The organism is Bacillus sp. 05T31 (assembly GCF_056396725.1).
Genome location: NZ_JBFTMA010000006.1, coordinates 1 through 19,864, shown reverse-complemented (window position 1 = coordinate 19,864; position 19,864 = coordinate 1). Strand labels below are relative to the sequence as shown.

The window sequence follows — 19,864 nt, the reverse complement described above, 5'->3', positions numbered from 1 at the left end:
TGATTAGTATGATTAAATTTCATCGAGAAGGGGATGCTTGAGGGAATATGTTGAGAAGTTTACGTTTAAAAATTACAGTAGTATTTTCGGTACTTATTTCTATGATGTTCGTAATATTAGGTACAGCTATGTATCAATTACAGAAAGAAAAGGAAGTGCGTTCCTTAGACCAGTATTCTCAAAATACGATGGACCTTGTGACAGAGCAACTTACGACATTTGTTCAAAGAACTGATGAAGATATGGGGTATTACGCGAACAGTGAGATGATTCGTAATATGATTCAAGATGGGGTTACTCCAGAAGAGGAAGCGTTTTTAACGAAAGAGTTTGCAGAGTATAAAAAGAATCATCCCGGTATTTTAGATTTATATATTGGTACGAAAGATAAAAAAACATTAAGTGCCAATCTTGCTGAAGGTGGGCAAGTGCCAGAAGGATATGATCCAACGACAAGAACGTGGTATAAAGATTCAGAGGCTGATGTGAAAAGGGTTCATTGGGGACAAGCTTCTTATGAAATTGCGACAGGAAAGTTAAGTGTGGGGGTTTCTAAAGCAATTACAGCTCAAGATGGATCTGTATTAGGCGTTGTTGCGATGGATGTATCGCTCGGAACAATTCAGAAATTGCTTCACAATATTCAATACAATAATGACGGAGAAATGTTTATTATAAATGATAAAAATATGGCTCTTGTTTATCCAGAAAAAGTAGGGAAAGATGTTTCTAAAGAGCCACTTATGAAGAGTTTAAATAAAGAGGTAACAAAATATGCTGTCACTACATTAAAAGGTGAAGATGTAGTTGTTTATAGTCAGTCATTTGATGCGATGAAATGGAAGATAGGAATCTTTTATCCGAAACAAACGATTGATGGATTGTTAAGTAGTACGAGAAATACAGTTATTATAATGGCGTGTATTAGTTTATTAGTTGGAATAGTAGCATCATATTTATTCTCAAGAAGATTAGCAAGACCATTACAACTATTAACAAATCACGTTCAAAAAGTAGCGGAAGGTGATTTAACACTACAAATGAAGGTGACAAGTAAAGATGAGGTTGGTATGCTTACGACYCACTTTAATGATATGGTTGAGCAAATGAATGAAATGGTAAGTAAAATTAAAAATAGTGTATCGACAGTACAGAAATCGACTCACAATCTGCATTATTTAACGAATGAAACTGTAGCAGCTAGTAGAGAAGTATCAGGTGCAATGGATGATGTGAGCGGAGGAGCGTCCACTCTTGCTAATAGTGTAGATGAAGTTTCAGAACAGCTCGAGAATATGGCGCAGTCAGTGGAACAAATGAATAACTCCGTTGGTGAAATAAAAGGAGTGGCTGGCAAAGCTGAAGAGGCATCTAAGCAAGGATTAAATACGATGCGTAATTTAGTTCGTACAAGAGAACAATCATCTTCTATCGTTGTTCATACGGAAGAAGCGTCCGGTAAGTTAGAGCAAAAGGTTGGATCGATTCAAAATGTGGTAGAACTTATAAAAGGTCTTTCGGATCAAACGAATTTACTGGCTTTAAACGCTTCAATTGAAGCAGCACGTGCAGGTGAGCAAGGTAAGGGCTTTGCTGTTGTTGCGGAAGAGGTTCGGAAATTAGCTGAACAATCAAAAGAGGCAACGGGTGAGATTACAATAATGATTAGCGATGTGCAGTTAGAAGTAAAACGAGTTGTAGAAGTTGTAAGTAAATTGAAAGACATTGCGGATATACAAAATAAAGTTACGACAGAGGCGGAGACAGAATTCCGCACAATTATGTCAGTTGTAAATACTATTAGTACCTCAGTTGAAAAAATTGTAGAAGAGGTAAATAACATAGGTCACGAGCAAGAAGAAATTACAGAAGTTATGCAAACAATTGGTAGCACGAGTCAAGAGAGTGCGGCTGTTTCTGAAGAGGTAAATGCAGCAACTGAGTCACAAGTGAATCATTTAGAAAAAGTAGCTCATACGATGGAAAGTTTGACAGAGAATATGCAGGACTTAGAAAGATTGGTTGAGCAGTTTAAAGTAGAAGAGTAACGTATTAGTAAAATGATGAGAATTTCGGTAAAATAGACAATGGATATATAAGAAGCAGTAATAGGAGGAAGATTATTATGGCAATTGTTGATGTATCGATTATTCCAGTAGGAACAGGTAATCCAAGTGTTAGTGAATATGTAGCAGAAGTACAAAAGGTACTAGAGAAAAATGCTGATCGCGTGAAGTATCAATTAACACCGATGAATACAGTAATTGAAGGAGATCTTCCTGTCATTTTAGAAGTCATTCAACAAATGCATGAAGTTCCATACACGAAAGGTGCACAGCGCGTTGCGACAACAATTCGTATCGATGATCGCCGTGATAAAGTAAGTACGATGGAGAAGAAATTAAACTCTGTTCGATCAAAATTATAGGGAAAAGCAGCGATCTTCGCTGCTTTTTCATATAGGAGGAAAATAAGATGAGTGAAAAGTTTAATGAGCAGTTTGATGGCTTGCTAGAGAAATACACGGAACTATTACTTGGAGAGAGCAACGAAGAGCGAAAAGAGCAGGTACAGAAATGGGCACTTTATTCTTATATAGCTAAGACGATGCCAGCTTTAGTGAAACATTGGAATGAGACGTATCCAGATGCAAAAGAAGAGATGGTACAGTTAATTACGAATATTAAAAAGCTGAATGATGAGAAGCGAAATGAGAAGTAAGAAGGCTTGAGATAATGTTACCTCAAGTTTTTGTTATTAATATCCTCATATAATTTACATGAAATATAAATGGTTTTGTGAGCATGTCGAATATTTTCGGCATGCTCATTTTTTCCCTAGTAAACTCGTTTTTTCTGAATGTCGAAAAATATTTTCTTCATATTTAGAAACGAGAATATAGGGTTTTAAATGTTTTGATAGTATTTTATAAATTATCTAAATAATTATTTGTATCAAATAATTTTAAACAATGATATAATTTCGAAGAGGGGTAAAAAACAGATAAATCATAGTCGTAGGGGTGAATTACATGGAACAATTAATGCGAAATTCGTTTCTTTTCTTGTCTAAAAATAAAGCGCTAACAAAACTGGCTAAAAAGTACGGTTTACGCTTTGGTGCAGGTCGTTTCGTCGCAGGGGAGACGATTGAATTAGCGACAGCTGCAATTAAAGCATTAAATAAGCAAGGGCTTTGTGTAACAATCGATTATTTGGGTGAATTCGTTGATAACGAAGCGGAAGCAAATGAAATGGCTAGCGAATCAATTGAAGCGATTCGTGCAATTGGAAGAGAAGGTCTTAATTCACAGCTTTCTTTAAAGATGACTTCTATGGGATTAGATATYTCYGACGAAATCGTAATGAACAATATGCGCCGTATTTTAGAAGCTGCAAAAGAAAATGGTGTGTTTATTACAATTGATATGGAAGACTATACGCGCTGCGGAAAAACAATTGATATCTTTAAACAATTAAAATCTGAATACGATAATATTGGTACTGTTATTCAAGCTTACTTGTATCGTACAGAAAAAGATATTGAAGATTTAAACGCTTACAATCCTAATTTACGTCTTGTAAAAGGGGCCTATAAAGAACCTGAAGAAGTAGCGTTCCCGGAAAAGAAAGATGTAGATGACAATTATAAAAAAATTATTAAAATGCACTTATTAAATGGAAATTACACTGCAATTGCTTCACATGACGAAGCGATTATTGAATATACGAAAAAACTTGCGGAAGAACACAATATTCCAAGGGATCAATTTGAATTCCAAATGTTATTTGGTATTCGTACAGAGCGTCAACTTGAGCTAGTAAAAGAAGGTTACAAAATGCGCGTTTACGTGCCTTATGGAAACGACTGGTATGGCTATTTCATGCGCCGTCTAGCAGAGCGCCCAGCAAACGTTGCGTTCGTATTAAAAGGTATGATCAAAAAATAACCAAGGAGAAAATTCTCCTTGGTTATTTTAATTGCTGAAATGCATAGTGTGCCATCTTCTTCGTATCAGGGTATAGCTGCGCGCGAGTAGAAGATAATACGACATTGATGACGCGTTTACCGTCTTTTTCATCAACAGTTACGACTGTATAGTTTCCGAGTGCAGATAAACCGCTTTTACTTCCAATTGCATATGGATCGTCATATAGTTCTTCCCGTCCATAGTTTGCAATTTTTGGAGAACGCTCTGAAGTATGTAGTGTTGTATGTATTGAATTCATATATTCTAAAACGATTGGATACTTTAATGCTTCTTTCGTAATAATAGCAATGTCATAAGGTGATACTTTATTTCCAAGTGCATCAGCACCACTTGCGTTTTTGAAAGTCGCATGCTTTGTACCAAGTTCCTTCGCTCTAGCATTCATCATTTTTACAAACTCTGCTTTTGATCCTGCAATATGTTCAGCGATTGACTCAGCGATTGGGTCTGCACTAATAATAAGCATAAGTTTTAAYGCCTCATCACGTTTTAAYTTTTCACCCGCGCGAAGCTTAATCTTCTTACTTTGACTTTCCGTTTTAATCGCATTCTCTGTAACCGTAATTTCCTCATCTTCTTTTACATTCTCTAGTAAGAGAAGAGTCGTCATCATTTTGGCTATACTAGCCGGATAAGAGCGTTCATCTTCACGTTTTCCATACAAAATTTTCCCTGTGTCTGCATCGATTGTAATCCCATATTGACCAGTAATGTTAGGTTGATCTACTCTTACATCTTTTTGCCTTTGCGCGTAAGAAAAGAAAATCATCCCTGTAAATAACGTGGCGATCATTACAATCATAATTATTGTTCGTTTCATCGTCGTTCCCTCTTTTGTTTTCCATATGTACAAATAAATTGGGCAGAAAAAGCAGCCATTAATCATTATGCCACGTTCTCTGCCCAAAAATATAGCGTTATTTTTCGCCCATATTATGCTTCTTATATTGTTGGTTATTACTTTGACGCCCTTTTTCAACACCGTGATTATGCGGACCTGCATTTCCAGTTACGCTTGCTGCGCTAATTCCAGCTTTTGAAGGGTTCTTCTTAAGTTTTGCCATATATATTCCTCCAGTTTCGTCAGATTATAAAAAGGGAAAGTGCATTTTAATGAAGAAAATACACATGTATAGCATAGCCAAATGAAAGAAATATATTTATTTCAGAAAATTTTATCAATAAATATATTGCGAAAATTCAAACTGTATCATATATTTATTAGTAGAGGCTCACTCATTGATTGCGACTTATGTCGAAAAATTGAATGAGCATTCATTCAAGAATAGGGGGAGAAATGGATGTTCCAAATTAAAAAGGCTGCTGTTCTAGGTTCAGGCGTAATGGGTTCAGGAATTGCGGCACACTTAGCTAATATTGGTATTCCGACATTATTGCTTGATATTGTACCACCGGCGCTTACGAAAGAAGAAGAAGCGAAGGGACTTACATTAGAACATAAAAGTGTGAGAAATCGTTTTAGTAATACGGCTKTGCAAAAACTAKTAAAGCAAAAACCAGCTCCTCTGACAGTGAAAGGTAATYTAGCACTGATTGAAGCAGGAAACTTTGAAGATGATCTTGAGCGTCTTGCTGATGTAGATTGGATTATTGAAGTAGTTGTTGAAAACTTAGATGTTAAAAAGACACTATTTGAAAAAGTAGATGCTGTTCGTAAACCTGGCTCAATTGTGAGCTCAAATACATCAGGCATTTCCGTTGAAAAAATGGCAGAAGGTCGTTCAGACGACTTCCAGAAACACTTCTTAGGAACACACTTTTTTAACCCACCACGATATTTAAAACTTCTAGAGGTAATACCGACGAAAGAAACTGATCCACAAGTATTAAGCTTCATGAAACTATTTGGCGAAGACGTTCTTGGAAAAGGCGTTGTTATCGCAAAAGACACACCAAACTTTATTGGAAACCGTATCGGTACGTATGGATTGCTTGTAACATTACAAGAAATGATTAAGCGTGGCTATAGCATTGGAGAAGTTGACTCTGTAACAGGTCCATTAATTGGTCGTCCGAAGAGCGCAACGTTCCGYACATTAGATGTTGTTGGTTTAGATACATTTGTACACGTTGCAAATAACGTATATGAAAATGTACAAGAAGAAGAGCGYGAYGTATTTAAAGTACCTGCTTTYATGCATGACATGCTTGATAAAAAATGGCTTGGAAGTAAAACTGGTCAAGGTTTCTTCTTAAAACAAGGAAAAGAAATTTTAGAATTAAATCCTGAAACGATGGAATACGAAGCGCGCAAAAAATTAAAAGCTGCATCCGTAGAGTTAAGTAAGCAAGAAAAAGGATTAGCGAATAAATTGAAAGCGCTTGTATACGCAAAAGATCGTGCAGGAGAGTTACTATGGAACATTATTACACCAACTCTTTTATACTCTGCAAAACTTCATAAAGAAATTGCTGACGATATCGTTGCAATTGACCAAGCGATGAAATGGGGCTTTGGCTGGGAGCAAGGACCATTCGAAATTTGGGATGCAATTGGCGTTGAAAAGTCCGTTCAAAAGATGGAAGAAAACGGTGCAGTTGTTCCGACTTGGGTGAAAGAAATGGTAGAGAAAGGTTTCACTACTTTCTACAAACATGATAACGGAGATAGCTACTATTACGATAATGGCGAATATAAGCTAATCGAACGTAATAAAAAGGCAATTTCTCTTAAGCAATTAAAAGTGAAAAATGGCGTATTAAAGAAAAATAGCGGAGCGAGCTTAATTGATTTAGGTGACGGCATCCTTTGCTTAGAATTCCATTCGAAGAGCAATGCAATCGGTATGGATATTACGCAAATGATTAACTACGCTGTTGATGAAGTAGAAAAGAATTATAAAGGTCTTGTTATCGGTAACCAATCGAAGAACTTCTGCGTTGGTGCGAACCTAGCAATGATCTTAATGGAAGCGCAAGATGACAACTACTTTGAAATTGAGTTGGTTGTGAAAAACTTCCAAGATGCAATGACGAAAATTAAGTATTCTTCTAAGCCAGTTGTAGCAGCGCCGTATGGTATGACGCTTGGCGGAGGTACAGAAGTTTGCTTACCAGCAGCGAGCATTCAAGCTTCTAGCGAAACGTATATGGGCTTAGTAGAAGTTGGTGTTGGCTTAATCCCTGGCGGAGGGGGTAACAAAGAGCTATACATTAAACACTTAAACAAGATGGCAAACGGTGTAGAATTTGATCTGCAAAAAGTTGCGAATAAAGTATTCGAATCTGTAGCGATGGCGAAAGTTTCTACATCAGCACAAGAAGCTGTATCGAACAACTTCTTAGGCGATAAAGACGGTATTAGTGTGAATGGTGATCACTTACTATATGATGCGAAACAAAAAGCACTTTCTTTATATGAAGCTGGCTATAAAGCACCGATTCGTAAAAAGATACCAGTTGTTGGTGAAACAGGATATGCAGCTCTTGTACTTGGTGCAGAAGCAATGCATTTATCAGGTTACATTTCTGAGCATGATCTTCACATTGCGAAGAAACTTGCATATGTCATTGCGGGCGGAAAAGTGCCGTACGGAACAGAAGTTGATGAGCAGTATTTATTAGATGTAGAACGTGAAGCATTTATTAGCTTAGTAAGTGAGATGAAATCACAAGCAAGAATGCAGCACATGCTTGTAAAAGGAAAGCCATTACGTAACTAATAACGAGGGGAGATATCGTTCATGAGAGAAGCTGTCATTGTTGCGGGAGCAAGAACACCAATTGGAAAAGCAAAGAGGGGTTCATTAAAAACAGTTCGTCCTGATGATCTAGGGGCGTTAGTAGTAAAGGAAACGTTAAAGCGTGCGAATTATGAAGGGCCAATTGATGATTTGATTTTCGGTTGTGCGATGCCAGAAGCAGAACAAGGTTTAAATATGGCTCGTAATATCGGCGGGCTAGCAGGACTTTCTTACGATGTTCCAGCTATTACAATTAACCGTTACTGTTCTTCAGGTTTACAAAGTATCGCTTACGGAGCAGAGCGCATTATGCTTGGGCACTCTGAAGCTGTATTATCAGGCGGAGCGGAATCAATGAGTTTAGTTCCAATGATGGGGCATGTTGTTCGTCCAAATAGTCGCCTTGTAGAAGCTGCTCCAGAATATTATATGGGTATGGGRCATACAGCAGAGCAAGTTGCGGTGAAATATGGAATTTCTCGTGAAGAGCAAGATGCATTCGCGGTAAGAAGTCATCAACGTGCTGCAAAAGCATTAGCTGCAGGGAACTTTGCTGATGAAACAGTATCTGTAGATGTAACATTACGTACTGTTGGAGCAAACAACAAACTGCAAGAAGAAACAATCATTTTCGCACAAGACGAAGGTGTAAGAGCAGAGACGTCGCTAGACATTTTAGGTAAATTACGTCCAGCATTTAACGTTCGCGGTTCTGTAACGGCTGGTAACTCTTCACAAATGAGTGACGGTGCAGCATCTGTACTATTAATGGATCGTGAAAAAGCAGTGAGCGATGGCATGAAGCCACTTGCAAAATTCCGTTCGTTCGCAGTAGCTGGAGTACCACCAGAAGTAATGGGAATCGGCCCAATTGCTGCAATTCCGAAAGCGTTAAAATTAGCTGGTTTAGAGCTATCTGATATCGGTCTATTTGAACTAAATGAAGCATTCGCTTCTCAATCTATCCAAGTTATTCGTGAACTTGGTTTAGATGAAGAAAAAGTAAACGTAAACGGCGGTGCAATCGCACTTGGACATCCACTTGGCTGTACAGGAGCGAAACTAACACTATCTCTTATTCACGAAATGAAACGCCGCAACCAACAATTCGGTATCGTAACAATGTGTATCGGYGGYGGAATGGGAGCAGCGGGAGTRTTTGAATTACTATAAAAAAAGTGCAGGTGGCTTGCTCAGAACAGGAGGGCGTTGGAAGCCCTGACGAAGAGGCGCTTTTTGCCTCACAGGAAGGGGTGAAACGACCGACTGTTCTAGCCACCGGAACTGGATTTAAAAAAAGTGTAAGCGGCTCGCTCAGAATGTGAGGGCGCTAAAGCAAAGAATGGAAGCAACAAAGGTTTATAAAAAAATGAGAGCCAGCTTCTTTCAAAATGAGAGAAGCGGCTTATGAAAATATGAAGGAGGAAATTTTCATGGAAAAAACAGTAGGAAATGCGGTTAAAGGCGGTAGCTTTTTAGTAGAGGAAATTACGATTGATCAAGTATTTACGCCAGAAGATTTTTCATCTGAGCATAAAATGATTGCAAAAACGACAGAGGACTTTATCGTAAATGAAGTTCTTCCGGAGCTTGAATATTTAGAGCAACACGAATTTGATCGTTCTGTKCGTCTTTTAAAAGAAGCTGGTGAACTTGGTTTAYTAGGCGCTGACGTACCAGAAGAGTACGGCGGAATTGGCCTTGATAAAGTAAGCTCAGCGTTAATCGCAGAGAAATTCTCGCGCGCTGGTGGTTTTGCAATCACTCACGGTGCTCACGTTGGTATCGGATCTTTACCAATCGTATTATTCGGTAACGAAGAGCAAAAGAAAAAATATTTACCACTACTTGCAACTGGTGAAAAATTAGCGGCATACGCATTAACTGAGCCAGGTTCAGGATCTGACGCATTAGGTGCAAAAACAACTGCACGTTTAAATGCAGAAGGTACGCATTACGTATTAAATGGTGAAAAACAATGGATTACAAACTCTGCATTTGCTGACGTATTTATCGTATACGCAAAAATAGATGGTGAGCACTTCTCAGCATTTATCGTAGAGAAAGACTACGCTGGTGTATCTACAAGCCCTGAAGAGAAGAAAATGGGTATTAAATGTTCTTCAACTCGTACGTTAATTTTAGAAGATGCGTTAGTACCGAAAGAAAACCTACTTGGTGAAATCGGTAAAGGCCATATTATTGCGTTCAACATTTTAAATATCGGTCGTTATAAATTAGGTGTTGGTACAGTTGGATCTGCGAAACGTGCAGTAGAAATTTCAGCACAATATGCAAATCAACGTCAACAATTCAAACAACCAATCGCTCGCTTCCCATTAATTCAAGAGAAACTTGCGAATATGGCAGCGAAAACATATGCAGCTGAAAGCTCTGTATATCGTACAGTAGGTTTATTCGAAAGCCGCATGAGCACATTATCTGAAGAAGAAGTAAAAGACGGTAAAGCAGTAGCAGCTTCTATCGCTGAATATGCAATCGAGTGCTCTTTAAATAAAGTATTCGGTTCTGAAGTGTTAGATTATACAGTAGATGAAGGTGTTCAAATTCACGGTGGTTACGGATTTATGGCAGAGTACGAGATTGAAAGAATGTACCGCGATTCTCGTATTAACCGTATTTTCGAAGGCACGAACGAAATTAACCGCCTAATCGTACCAGGTACGTTCTTACGTAAAGCGATGAAAGGTGAATTACCATTACTACAAAAAGCACAAAAATTACAAGAAGAGTTAATGATGATGATGCCAGAAGAAGTAGGCGATGAGCCATTAGCACTTCAAAAATATTTAGTAAAGAACGCGAAGAAAATTGGTTTAATGGTAGCTGGATTAGCTGCTCAAAAATACGGTAAAGCATTAGATAAAGAGCAAGAAATTCTTGTGAATATCGCTGACATCGTAAGCAATCTTTACGCAATGGAATCAGCTCTTCTTCGTACAGAAAAAGCAATTAAAACAACTGGTCTTGAAAAGAATAAACAAAAAGTGTTATACACTGAAGTATTCTGCCAAGAAGCATTCAACGAAATCGAAGCAGATGCGAAAGAAACACTTATCGCAGTTGAAAATGGCGACATGCTGCGCATGATGTTATCATCATTACGCAAATTAACTCGCCACACACCACTTAACGTAATTCCGAAGAAACGTGAAATTGCTGCGAAAATTTTAGAAGATGAGCGTTACACAGTTTAATACCTTTAAAGAACAGTAGTCGTATAAACGACTACTGTTCTTTTTTGTGAAAAAATGGAATTTTTAGTGACAAAAACTAATGCCATTAGTATAATAAAACTAATAGCATTAGTTTTCGTGGAAAGGGAGCTGGGAATATGAGAGTGATGCATGAAAAAACGGTATATCAATTGTCATTTTTGCCAAGAGTGTTTCCTGTGAATTGTTACTTTGTGGAAGAAGAAGATGGTTTAACTTTAATCGACGCGGCTTTGCCATATAGCGCAAAAGGTATTTTACAGGCGGCTGAGAAAATAGGGAAACCAATTACTAAGATTGTATTAACGCATGCGCATGATGATCACATCGGTGCACTAGACGAATTAAAAGAAGTACTTCCTGATGTCCCAGTCTATATTTCTAAGCGGGACGCAAAGCTGTTAGAGGGAGATACGTCGTTAAAAAAGGATGAACCAAATATACCAATAAAAGGCGGTGTACCTAAAAAGGTAAAAACGGTACCTGATGTTTTATTGGAAGATGGCGATCGAGTTGGATCGCTTCTTGCGATTATGACACCGGGACATACGCCAGGATCCATGTCGCTTCTTGATGTACGAAATAAAGCTCTTATTGTCGGGGATGCCTTCCAAACAAGAGGGGGTATGGCTGTTTCTGGGCAAATGAAATTTTGGTTTCCGTTTCCTGCAATGGCAACGTGGAGCAAAGAAATATCATTACAAAGTGCAGAGAAGCTAAGCGAATATGAGCCTTCCTTACTTGCGGCAGGACATGGAAAAATGATAAAAGATCCAGGCACTGCCATAAAACTCGCTATTAAGGAAGCTAAGCGAAATGTAGAAAGTATGAAAGAGGGTTAATTTATGTCACCGAGAATCGGACTTACATTACAGAAAATTGTAGATACAGCGGCAGAAATCGCAGATACAAATGGGATACAAGAAGTAACATTATCGTCATTAGCGCAAAGATTGGGGATACGTTCGCCCTCTCTATATAATCATGTGAAAGGGTTACAAGATGTCCGGAAAAATCTTGGTATTTACGGAATAAAACAGCTGCATAACAGACTGGAAGAGGCAGTCGAGGATAAAAGCGTGGATGAAGCAATTCATGCATTAGGAGAAGCGTACGTAGCGTTTGTCCGAAAACATCCTGGATTGTATGAAGCAACCTTTTTACGAGATGAAGAAGTAAGAAAAGCAGGGAACGGAATTGTAAAGCTTTGTCTTCAGATTTTACAACAATACGGATTAGAGGGAGAGAATGCACTTCATGCGACACGTGGGTTCAGAAGTATTTGTCATGGATTTGCGTCGATTGAACAGCAGGGGGGATTTGGTTTGCCGCTAGATTTAGATACAAGTTTACATTTATTACTGGAAACGTTTATTAAAGGATTACATGTAATGAGAGAATGAAGAAGAAGCGAGAAAACATGAATTTTTTGCTGTTCATGCTTTTTTACAGTAAGTTACGGTTTGCTGGAGGCACAATTACAAAAGGATGTGAAGTGAAATGTTTGCAGGACATTTTGGCTTAGCTGCAGTAGTGAAAGCAAAGTCACCCAAAATACCACTTTGGGCTCTCATGTTAAGTACACAACTATTGGATGTCATCTTTGTACCGCTTTATGTTTTAGGAGTAGAGATAATTGAGCCTATTAATAGTAATGGTTATGGTGAAGCGGTGATTCATGCGGATTATTCACACTCTTTAATAGGAGCACTGTTTATTGCTTTTGTTGCAGGAATGGTGGTATGAGGTTTTGGGGCAAGCGGAGTGGCTTTGATGTTGGGGCTGTAGTTTTTAGTCATTGGATTCTTGATTTACTTGTGCACCGTACTGATTTGCTGTTACTTCCAGGAAATTTCGGAGACTTCCCTATGTTTGGTTTTGGGTTGTGGCGGTTTCCGGCTATTAGTATCATATTGGAATGTATTCTTATTGCGGTAGGTGGTATATTATACTTCCGATTTATTGTTTCGTAGATCAACAAAAGAAATTTATAGCAAGAGTAACCAGCGGATTGGTAGTTATATTATTAATTCTTTCGTTACTTATAAGTATGGCGTTTTGAGTATGAATAGCCAGAAACCTTAGAAGCGATTCTAAGGTTTTTTAGTGCATATGATTCCAAAAGAACGGTAGGCTTTTTCTCATTAAATGATATTATCTTGCAGGTTTGAAAAAGGTGTATATGGCTAAGGAAAAGCAAACGAAAATAAATGCGATAGGGTCTTGATAGGGATTAGGTTCAGAGCCCTTCTGGATTTCTGTAAGGAAGTCATGTGTTTTCATGTTCATTTCTCCTTTATATTATCTATATATTTGTATAAAAGGTTTTTGTTAAGGTAAATGAAAACAAATGGAGGAATAGTATGAGTAAAACAGTATTAGACGCGTATAATGCAGAAAGAGAAGTAGATAACATAACATATAAAAATCTAGTTGTAACGATTGCAAGTATTCTAGGGTTCTCACTCTTAGGGGGATTATTCCTTGCTTTAGCCCTTGGAATTTTTGGGGAAGAGGTATTACGTGCTAATTTAGAGGGATATTATTTACTTCTATTTGATGCAGCTGTTGTTACTATTGTTTTATTTGCTTATAAACCAGTGCTTCATTTTATTAAGAACATTTGGGATGTATCTGTTTTAAAAAATGGGAAAACATACTTGTATTTATTAATGGGTTTTATCGTCATTGCATTAACTCAGTACGTAATGTTAGAGTTGTTTAGCTTTGAAAGTGCAGAGCAGCAACGAGATCAATTAGGGGGAGAGGCACTTCAAAATAGTTTGATACAAAGCATTATATATGTGTTAAGTGTTGCTATAATTACACCAATTAAAGAAGAAATTTTATATAGAGGTATTTTGTATCGATTTTTTGAAAAGAAATATAGTTTTCTAGTGGGTATCATTATTTCTTCCTTCATCTTTGGGATTCTTCATGGTGGTTTTCCGATTACGGCGATGATTATGGGAATTGTATTTGTTATGTTATATAAGAAAACACAATCTATTGTACCTAGTACCATTTTACATATTGTATGGAACCTACTTGTGAGTATAAGTATGATTGTCTCTTTATAAAATTGAATGAATATTTAGCGGAAAAGATGAATGGCCTAGCTATTCATCTTTTATTTTGTTTATATGTGGGAAAAGTTAATGCATACAATCCCAAAAACCCCCCAATACTAATGATGAATGAACAAAGAAAGGCGGGTATGTTATATGCAAAATTTAACAGAGCTTGAAGTGGAAAACTTACGTCATTTAATTGGTGGACATGCGACAATCATTAACAAATTGGACCAGTATGCACAGGCTTGTACAGATCCAGAGTTGAAACAAATGCTACAAAAGGATGCGCAAGATGCAAGAAATACGAAGCAACAGTTAATGACTTTTTTAGGATAGGAGGAAGAGAGAAATGAATGAAAAAGATATGGTAAATGATTATTTAGCAGGATTAAATGCAAGTTTAACAAGTTATGCGAATTATATTTCTCAGTCTGATAATGAACAGTTACATCAAACGTTAATTCAAATTCGTAATCAAGATGARWYKCGTCAACGTAATATGTATGAATACGCAAAGCAAAARAGTTATTAYAARCCGGCAGCACCTGCTAATCCAATGATTGTACAGCAATTAAAAAGTCAATTAAGTGCRGAATAGYGYGATGAATGAAACGAGCGAATGGATTCGCTCGTTTTTATTTTGTCCCGCATTAACGGGCAGTAAGCCCCCCATCTCAAAATTCAGCGAAAGCAAAGAAGTTAGGTGGGGGATCAACTGCCCGTAAAAGCCCGATTGGTGAAGGCTAATAATCAGTGGGGGATGAACAAAACCCCCACTGATTAAAGTTTCACTTTATATATGTCAATAAATACATAAGAAATATTTTTCCAGTTGTAACAAATATGACGAAAATTGAATATAACAATTCACAAAAAGGACAAAAACTTTGCTCAATATTTCACAAAGTATCCATGGTTTCTATCGTGAGAACCTCTATAATTAGGAGTGTAAAGAACAAAAGAAATAGACTACATGATCAATTAGGAGAGATTGCTATGAATAGAAACACAAGAAAAATTGCAATTATCGGTACTGGATTAGTTGGATCAAGCTGTGCGTATTCCATTGTAAACCAAGGGATTTGCGAAGAGCTATTGTTAATTGATATAAATCATGAACGTGCAGTTGGAGAAGCAATGGATTTATCGCACTGCATTAACTTTACAAATACAAGAACAAAAGTATATGCAGGAAGTTATGAAGACTGCAAAGATATGGACATTGTTATTATTACAGCAGGACCAGCGCCGAAGCCTGGACAAAGTCGTTTAGACACTTTAGGAGCAAGCGCTAAGATTATGGAGGGTGTTGTTGGCGGCGTAATGGAAAGTGGATTTGATGGCATTTTCTTACTCGCATCGAACCCGGTTGACATTATTACATATCAAGTGTGGAAGCTATCTGGATTACCTAGAAATCGTGTGATTGGTACAGGTACATCACTAGATTCTTCTCGCTTAAGAACAATTTTATCTGAAATTTTACATGTAGACCCTCGTAGTATTCATGGGTATTCATTAGGAGAACATGGTGATTCTCAAATGGTTGCTTGGTCTCATGTAACTGTTGGTGGAAAGCCAATTCTACAAATTTTAGAAGAGAAAAAAGACCAATTTGGTGAAATAGATTTAGATGAAATTGTTGAGAAGACTGCAAAAGCTGGATGGGAAATTTATAAGCGCAAAGGAACTACTTATTACGGAATTGGAAATTCTTTAGCTTATATTGCTCGCTCAATTTTCAATGATGATCACCGTGTTATCGCCGTTTCAGCCATTTTAGATGGTGAATATGGCGAATACGATATTTGTACAGGAGTACCAGCAATTATTACTAGAGACGGTATAAGAGAAGTGGTAGAACTAAACTTATCAGAAGATGAAGAAAGYCGCTTTGCRAAATCAAACGATGTTTTACGCGATTATATGAAAACAGTTGGTTACTAAATTATAGGAGAAGGTGAAACAAATGAAGGAATATATAATGTCTCGTGTGTTTAAAGCTTCTGCCGGAATCGCGCAAGGTATTTTCGTATCCCTTGGAATTGGTTTACTGATCGAAAATATAGGAAGAATTGTTGATATCCCATTACTTATTACAATCGGAGTTGTTGCAAAATCACTTATGGCACCAGCAATTGGAGCCGGAATTGCTTTTATGCTCGGTGCAAACGGACTTGTGATTTTCTCAGCGATGGTAGCTGGAGCAATTGGGGCTGGATCAATTTCAATTACTGAAGCTGGTCTCATCATTAAAACAGGTGAACCAATCGGTGCATTATTAACAGCAACTTTAGCAGTTTATATTGGTAAACGATTAAGTGGGAAAACTGCTTTAGATATGATGCTCGTTCCATTTGCAGCCATATTAGGTTCTGGTTTAGTCGGTATTTGGTTAGCTCAAAATATTAGCCCAGTTTTAAATACAGTTGGAGCATTCATTAAAGATAGCTCAGCTGGTAGCCCGTTTATCGCTTCTATCGTGATTGCTGTAGTTTGGGGATTGTTACTTATCTCTCCAGCTTCATCAGCTGCGTTAGCGATAGCGCTTAGCTTAGATGGTGTTGCAGGCGGTGCAGCACTTGCAGGATGTGTTGCTCAATTTATCGGATTCTCTGTTATTTCAGCGAAAGAAAATAATTTAGGTGGCATATTAGCCCAGGCACTTTGTACTCCAAAAGTGCAGTTACCGAACATTACTAAAAATCCAATGATTCTCGTCCCAACTGTCGTCGCCAGTGCAATAGTTGGCCCAGTATCGGCACTAATTTTCCAACTGGAAGCAGGAAAAGAAATTGCAGGTCTTGGATTAAGCTCTCTTATCGCACCAATTAATTTAATTTCCAGCCAAGGGTGGGAAGTTGTCCCAGCGATGGTAATCACTTATATCATCATTCCAGTAGCTGTTTCTTATATACTGTACATTGCTCTTAAAAAAGCAGGTCGTATTCATTCTGGTGATATGACTGTACCGCAATCTTAATTTGAAAATCTCCTTAATAATAGATAAAAGCAGACTGAGAAGACACAGTCTGCTTTTTTACATTTTATGATTTTGTTTTACTGGAACTGTCACTGTTTCTTTTGCTAATAAGAGCTGGACACCGAAGTATAGTACGCTTGCGAGCGTCATTCCAGAAATGGCGTCTACAAATGCATGCTGCTTCGTAAATAATGTTGATAAAATAATAAGCGTACCGAAGAAAGTAAGGATGTAATATTCCAAAGTATGCTGTTCTCTACGCTTAAAGGCAGCTAACATAATTACAAATGTCGTAAGGACATGAATGCTTGGGAAACAGTTTACTGGATGATCAATACTATAAATATAGCGGACTAGTTCGGAAAATACGTCTGTTCCAACGACGGTTGGGCGTGGTACAGTTGTCTGCCAAAAAAAATAAATCGAAAAACAAGCAAGTTTTCCAAGAATTACACTACTTAAAGTGACATAATATTGCTTTCGATCAGCAAAACAGTAATAAATAAGTGCACCGTATAAGTATGGAAACCAAAGTAAGTAAGGAATAATAAATGCTTTCACAAATGGAATCCAATCATCTACTACAGTTGTGACATCTACTGCGTGAACAGTAGATTTATTTAATACATCGTAAAGGGGACTTACGAGTACGAGTAGAAGTATATAACTTAACGGAAGAAGAGATGAAAGTTTAAATTTCTTCATGATAATCTCCTATGTTTTAGTAATGTAAATAAATTCAATTGATTATAATATAGAAAATCCAATTGGGCTATCGATTTTACTTACATTTTCTTGAATTCACCTTACATTTTTGTCACTTGACTTAAAAGAGGGGGAGGGTGCTATATGAAGCGTTCATTTTATTTCTTAGTTTTTATATTGTTATGCCTAGTGAGTACTGGGTGTGCAAAGGATAAAGAAGGAGAGAAATTAGAATACAACGGGAGAGCACTCGTAATTGGAGTTGTTGGTGAAAAGCCGAAAGATACGTTTAGAAATATAAAGTTTGAAAACGTTAAGTTAGAGGAGATGCAGGAGAAATCAGCAAAGGTTGATGGTTTTCTCGTCATGAAAGAATATTTTCAAGAAGCATCAAAGGAACAGTATACGGACTTATTTTTATCATTAAAGAAACCAGTGTTTTTTATCGGTTTAAAGGATAGACCATATTTGATTTTTACTGAAAAAGATTTAGATTATGACAATGCGCCAAGAGATAGAGCGATGATGTATACGCAAGGGTTTGTAAACATGGGAAGCCCTGAAGGACAGTATTGGGGTATGGGGTTATATAATGATACTGTTTCCGATCAAAATATTCATAATATGTATATMRTAGTATTTCAAACMATTTCGGACTATTTAAGTCGATGATGAAGGAGCCTGTAAAAGGGCTCTTTTTATTTTTAAATAAACGTTTGTTTAAGAGGTATGTTCGGTAGGGAAAAACCTATGTATTCCAAAGGTTGAGGTAGAAAAACATGAAATTAATCAAACGTTTGTTTAAGGTATATGTTCGGTATAAAAGAATCTACGTATTCCGAAGGTTGAGGTAGAAAAATATGAAATTAATCAAACGTTTGTTTAAGATATATGTTCGGCGTGGGATGAGAAAAAATTTTAAAAAAATTATATATTTATTTTTTCTTAATAAATGGCGGAAAAATAAGAAAAATTAGCAGGATTATTAAAAATTATCACGAAATAAGTAAAAGTTTAGCGAATAATCGTTTGAAATAATAAAATGTTTTCTATATGATAAAGGTAAAGGTTAGTAAAAAAGTAGGTGAATTTATGACAGTAACATTTTATTCATATCCAAAATGTGGCACATGTCAAAAAGCAAAGAAATGGTTTGAGGCAAACGATGTAGCATATGAGATGATTCATATTGTTGAAAATCCACCGTCAAAAGAAGATTTACGTAATTTACATGAGAAAAGTGAATTACCATTAAAAAAATTCTTTAATACAAGTGGAATGCGTTACCGCGAACTTGGTTTAAAAGATAAGTTAAAGGATGCAAGCGAAGACGAAATGTATGAGCTTTTAGCATCTGATGGCATGTTAATTAAACGTCCAATTGTAACAGATGGAACGAGTGTAACACTTGGTTTTAACGAAGAGCAGTTTGAAAGTGTGTGGAAAAAGTACCAATAAGGTATTTTTACATAATTAATACATTCACTGGAGGTACAGTCATGAGCATTCCAAATAATTTACGTTACTCTGAAGAACACGAATGGGTAAAAACAGAAGGTAATGCGGTTGTTATCGGTATTACTCATTTTGCGCAAGGTGAGTTAGGCGATATCGTATTCGTTGAACTTCCTGAAGTAGGTGCAACAATCCAAGCTGACGAGCCATTCGGAAGCGTAGAATCTGTTAAAACAGTTTCTGAATTATACGCACCTGTAAGTGGTAAAGTTGTAGCAGTAAACGAAGAATTAAGTGACCAACCAGAACTAGTTAACGAATCTCCATACGAGGGTGCATGGATGGTTAAAGTTGAACTTTCTGATGCAAGCCAAGTTGAGAAGTTATTAACTGCAGAAAAATATGCAGAAATGACAAACCAAGACTAATTATAGTCGAAGAAAAGGACAGCCTTTGTGCTGTCCTTTTTTATGTTGTGTACATAATGAATTTAAAAACATATATATTAATTATTATGTAGGAGAACGTTTTTGAAAAACTTTTTTCATGGAGGCTTCATGCTGAGCGAGCCGCTTGCGCTTTTCATTGTCTAGCTCCAGCGGCTAGATTGTTCGGTGGCTTCGCGTCTTCCTGTGAGGCAAAAGGCGCCTCTACGTCAGAAGCTCCATCCCCCTCACAATCTGAGCGAGCCGCTTGCGCTTTTCATTGTCTAGCTC

20 protein-coding genes and 1 pseudogene are annotated in these 19,864 nt (G+C 37.2%); 18 read left to right on the top strand and 3 right to left on the bottom strand.

Annotated features, from left to right (window positions below):
* The first annotated feature begins 47 nt into the window (after nucleotides 1–47).
* From AC1DJR_RS00920 to AC1DJR_RS00905, 4 genes are all read left to right on the top strand, one after another.
* The gene (locus tag AC1DJR_RS00920) at nucleotides 48–2,048 is read left to right on the top strand and encodes a methyl-accepting chemotaxis protein (protein ID WP_477001859.1); all 2,001 of its coding nucleotides are present in this window, start codon (nucleotides 48–50) and stop codon (nucleotides 2,046–2,048) included.
* Nucleotides 2,049–2,125: 77 nt separating this feature from the next.
* On the top strand, nucleotides 2,126–2,428 hold the full coding sequence (locus AC1DJR_RS00915; protein WP_001018862.1) for an MTH1187 family thiamine-binding protein: 303 nt from the start codon (nucleotides 2,126–2,128) through the stop codon (nucleotides 2,426–2,428).
* 47 nt (nucleotides 2,429–2,475) lie between these two features.
* Nucleotides 2,476–2,721 (top strand): YusU family protein, encoded by a 246-nt coding sequence (locus AC1DJR_RS00910; protein ID WP_002145027.1) that lies wholly within the window; start codon nucleotides 2,476–2,478, stop codon nucleotides 2,719–2,721.
* A gap of 310 nt (nucleotides 2,722–3,031) precedes the next feature.
* A complete protein-coding gene (locus AC1DJR_RS00905) occupies nucleotides 3,032–3,949 on the top strand; it encodes a proline dehydrogenase family protein (RefSeq protein ID WP_002015957.1) in 918 nt (305 codons plus the stop codon).
* A gap of 22 nt (nucleotides 3,950–3,971) precedes the next feature.
* On the opposite strand, the gene AC1DJR_RS00900 is transcribed toward AC1DJR_RS00905, so the two are convergent.
* Entirely contained in the window at nucleotides 3,972–4,811 is an 840-nt protein-coding gene (locus tag AC1DJR_RS00900) for a D-alanyl-D-alanine carboxypeptidase family protein (RefSeq protein ID WP_429686429.1), read from the bottom strand.
* 97 nt (nucleotides 4,812–4,908) lie between these two features.
* Nucleotides 4,909–5,055 carry a YuzL family protein gene (locus AC1DJR_RS00895; RefSeq protein WP_002034611.1) on the bottom strand — a complete coding sequence of 49 codons (147 nt, stop codon included), beginning with the start codon at nucleotides 5,053–5,055 and terminating at the stop codon, nucleotides 4,909–4,911.
* A gap of 237 nt (nucleotides 5,056–5,292) precedes the next feature.
* Between AC1DJR_RS00895 and AC1DJR_RS00890 the strand changes: the two genes are divergently transcribed.
* The 11 genes and pseudogenes from AC1DJR_RS00890 to AC1DJR_RS00840 all read left to right on the top strand — a co-directional run bounded on the left by AC1DJR_RS00890 (nucleotide 5,293) and on the right by AC1DJR_RS00840 (nucleotide 16,988).
* A complete protein-coding gene (locus AC1DJR_RS00890) occupies nucleotides 5,293–7,674 on the top strand; it encodes a 3-hydroxyacyl-CoA dehydrogenase NAD-binding domain-containing protein (protein ID WP_477001858.1) in 2,382 nt (793 codons plus the stop codon).
* Nucleotides 7,675–7,695: 21 nt separating this feature from the next.
* Nucleotides 7,696–8,868 carry an acetyl-CoA C-acetyltransferase gene (locus AC1DJR_RS00885; protein WP_477001857.1) on the top strand — a complete coding sequence of 391 codons (1,173 nt, stop codon included), beginning with the start codon at nucleotides 7,696–7,698 and terminating at the stop codon, nucleotides 8,866–8,868.
* Between the two features lie 260 nt (nucleotides 8,869–9,128).
* A complete protein-coding gene (locus tag AC1DJR_RS00880) occupies nucleotides 9,129–10,913 on the top strand; it encodes an acyl-CoA dehydrogenase family protein (protein ID WP_002089410.1) in 1,785 nt (594 codons plus the stop codon).
* A gap of 137 nt (nucleotides 10,914–11,050) precedes the next feature.
* On the top strand, nucleotides 11,051–11,773 hold the full coding sequence (locus AC1DJR_RS00875; RefSeq protein ID WP_429686427.1) for an MBL fold metallo-hydrolase: 723 nt from the start codon (nucleotides 11,051–11,053) through the stop codon (nucleotides 11,771–11,773).
* A 3-nt stretch (nucleotides 11,774–11,776) separates the two neighbouring features.
* The gene (locus AC1DJR_RS00870; RefSeq protein WP_429686426.1) at nucleotides 11,777–12,334 is read left to right on the top strand and encodes a TetR/AcrR family transcriptional regulator; all 558 of its coding nucleotides are present in this window, start codon (nucleotides 11,777–11,779) and stop codon (nucleotides 12,332–12,334) included.
* 97 nt (nucleotides 12,335–12,431) lie between these two features.
* Nucleotides 12,432–12,993 (top strand): annotated as a pseudogene (locus AC1DJR_RS00865) (permease).
* A gap of 301 nt (nucleotides 12,994–13,294) precedes the next feature.
* Nucleotides 13,295–14,011: a CPBP family intramembrane glutamic endopeptidase gene (locus AC1DJR_RS00860; RefSeq protein WP_429686425.1), complete on the top strand. Its 717-nt coding sequence runs from the start codon at nucleotides 13,295–13,297 to the stop codon at nucleotides 14,009–14,011.
* A 144-nt stretch (nucleotides 14,012–14,155) separates the two neighbouring features.
* Nucleotides 14,156–14,341 (top strand): hypothetical protein, encoded by a 186-nt coding sequence (locus AC1DJR_RS00855; protein ID WP_002112687.1) that lies wholly within the window; start codon nucleotides 14,156–14,158, stop codon nucleotides 14,339–14,341.
* Between the two features lie 13 nt (nucleotides 14,342–14,354).
* Complete coding sequence (locus AC1DJR_RS00850; RefSeq protein ID WP_477001856.1) at nucleotides 14,355–14,603, top strand: spore coat protein; 249 nt, start codon at nucleotides 14,355–14,357, stop codon at nucleotides 14,601–14,603.
* 398 nt (nucleotides 14,604–15,001) lie between these two features.
* Complete coding sequence (locus tag AC1DJR_RS00845; RefSeq protein WP_429686424.1) at nucleotides 15,002–15,952, top strand: L-lactate dehydrogenase; 951 nt, start codon at nucleotides 15,002–15,004, stop codon at nucleotides 15,950–15,952.
* A 22-nt stretch (nucleotides 15,953–15,974) separates the two neighbouring features.
* Nucleotides 15,975–16,988: a PTS sugar transporter subunit IIC gene (locus AC1DJR_RS00840; protein WP_002089394.1), complete on the top strand. Its 1,014-nt coding sequence runs from the start codon at nucleotides 15,975–15,977 to the stop codon at nucleotides 16,986–16,988.
* 57 nt (nucleotides 16,989–17,045) lie between these two features.
* Here the strand turns inward: AC1DJR_RS00840 and AC1DJR_RS00835 are convergent, their stop codons facing one another.
* Nucleotides 17,046–17,693, bottom strand: a complete 648-nt coding sequence (locus AC1DJR_RS00835) for a phosphatase PAP2 family protein (protein ID WP_002015945.1) — start codon at nucleotides 17,691–17,693, stop codon at nucleotides 17,046–17,048.
* A 144-nt stretch (nucleotides 17,694–17,837) separates the two neighbouring features.
* On the opposite strand from AC1DJR_RS00835, the gene AC1DJR_RS00830 reads away from it, so the two are divergent.
* The 3 genes from AC1DJR_RS00830 (at nucleotide 17,838) to gcvH (ending at nucleotide 19,576) form a co-directional block, all read left to right on the top strand.
* Nucleotides 17,838–18,365 carry a hypothetical protein gene (locus tag AC1DJR_RS00830; RefSeq protein ID WP_477001855.1) on the top strand — a complete coding sequence of 176 codons (528 nt, stop codon included), beginning with the start codon at nucleotides 17,838–17,840 and terminating at the stop codon, nucleotides 18,363–18,365.
* 420 nt (nucleotides 18,366–18,785) lie between these two features.
* On the top strand, nucleotides 18,786–19,151 hold the full coding sequence (locus tag AC1DJR_RS00825; RefSeq protein ID WP_002129756.1) for an arsenate reductase family protein: 366 nt from the start codon (nucleotides 18,786–18,788) through the stop codon (nucleotides 19,149–19,151).
* A 41-nt stretch (nucleotides 19,152–19,192) separates the two neighbouring features.
* Nucleotides 19,193–19,576 carry a glycine cleavage system protein GcvH gene (gcvH, locus tag AC1DJR_RS00820; protein ID WP_000026895.1) on the top strand — a complete coding sequence of 128 codons (384 nt, stop codon included), beginning with the start codon at nucleotides 19,193–19,195 and terminating at the stop codon, nucleotides 19,574–19,576.
* Nucleotides 19,577–19,864: the final 288 nt, after the last annotated feature.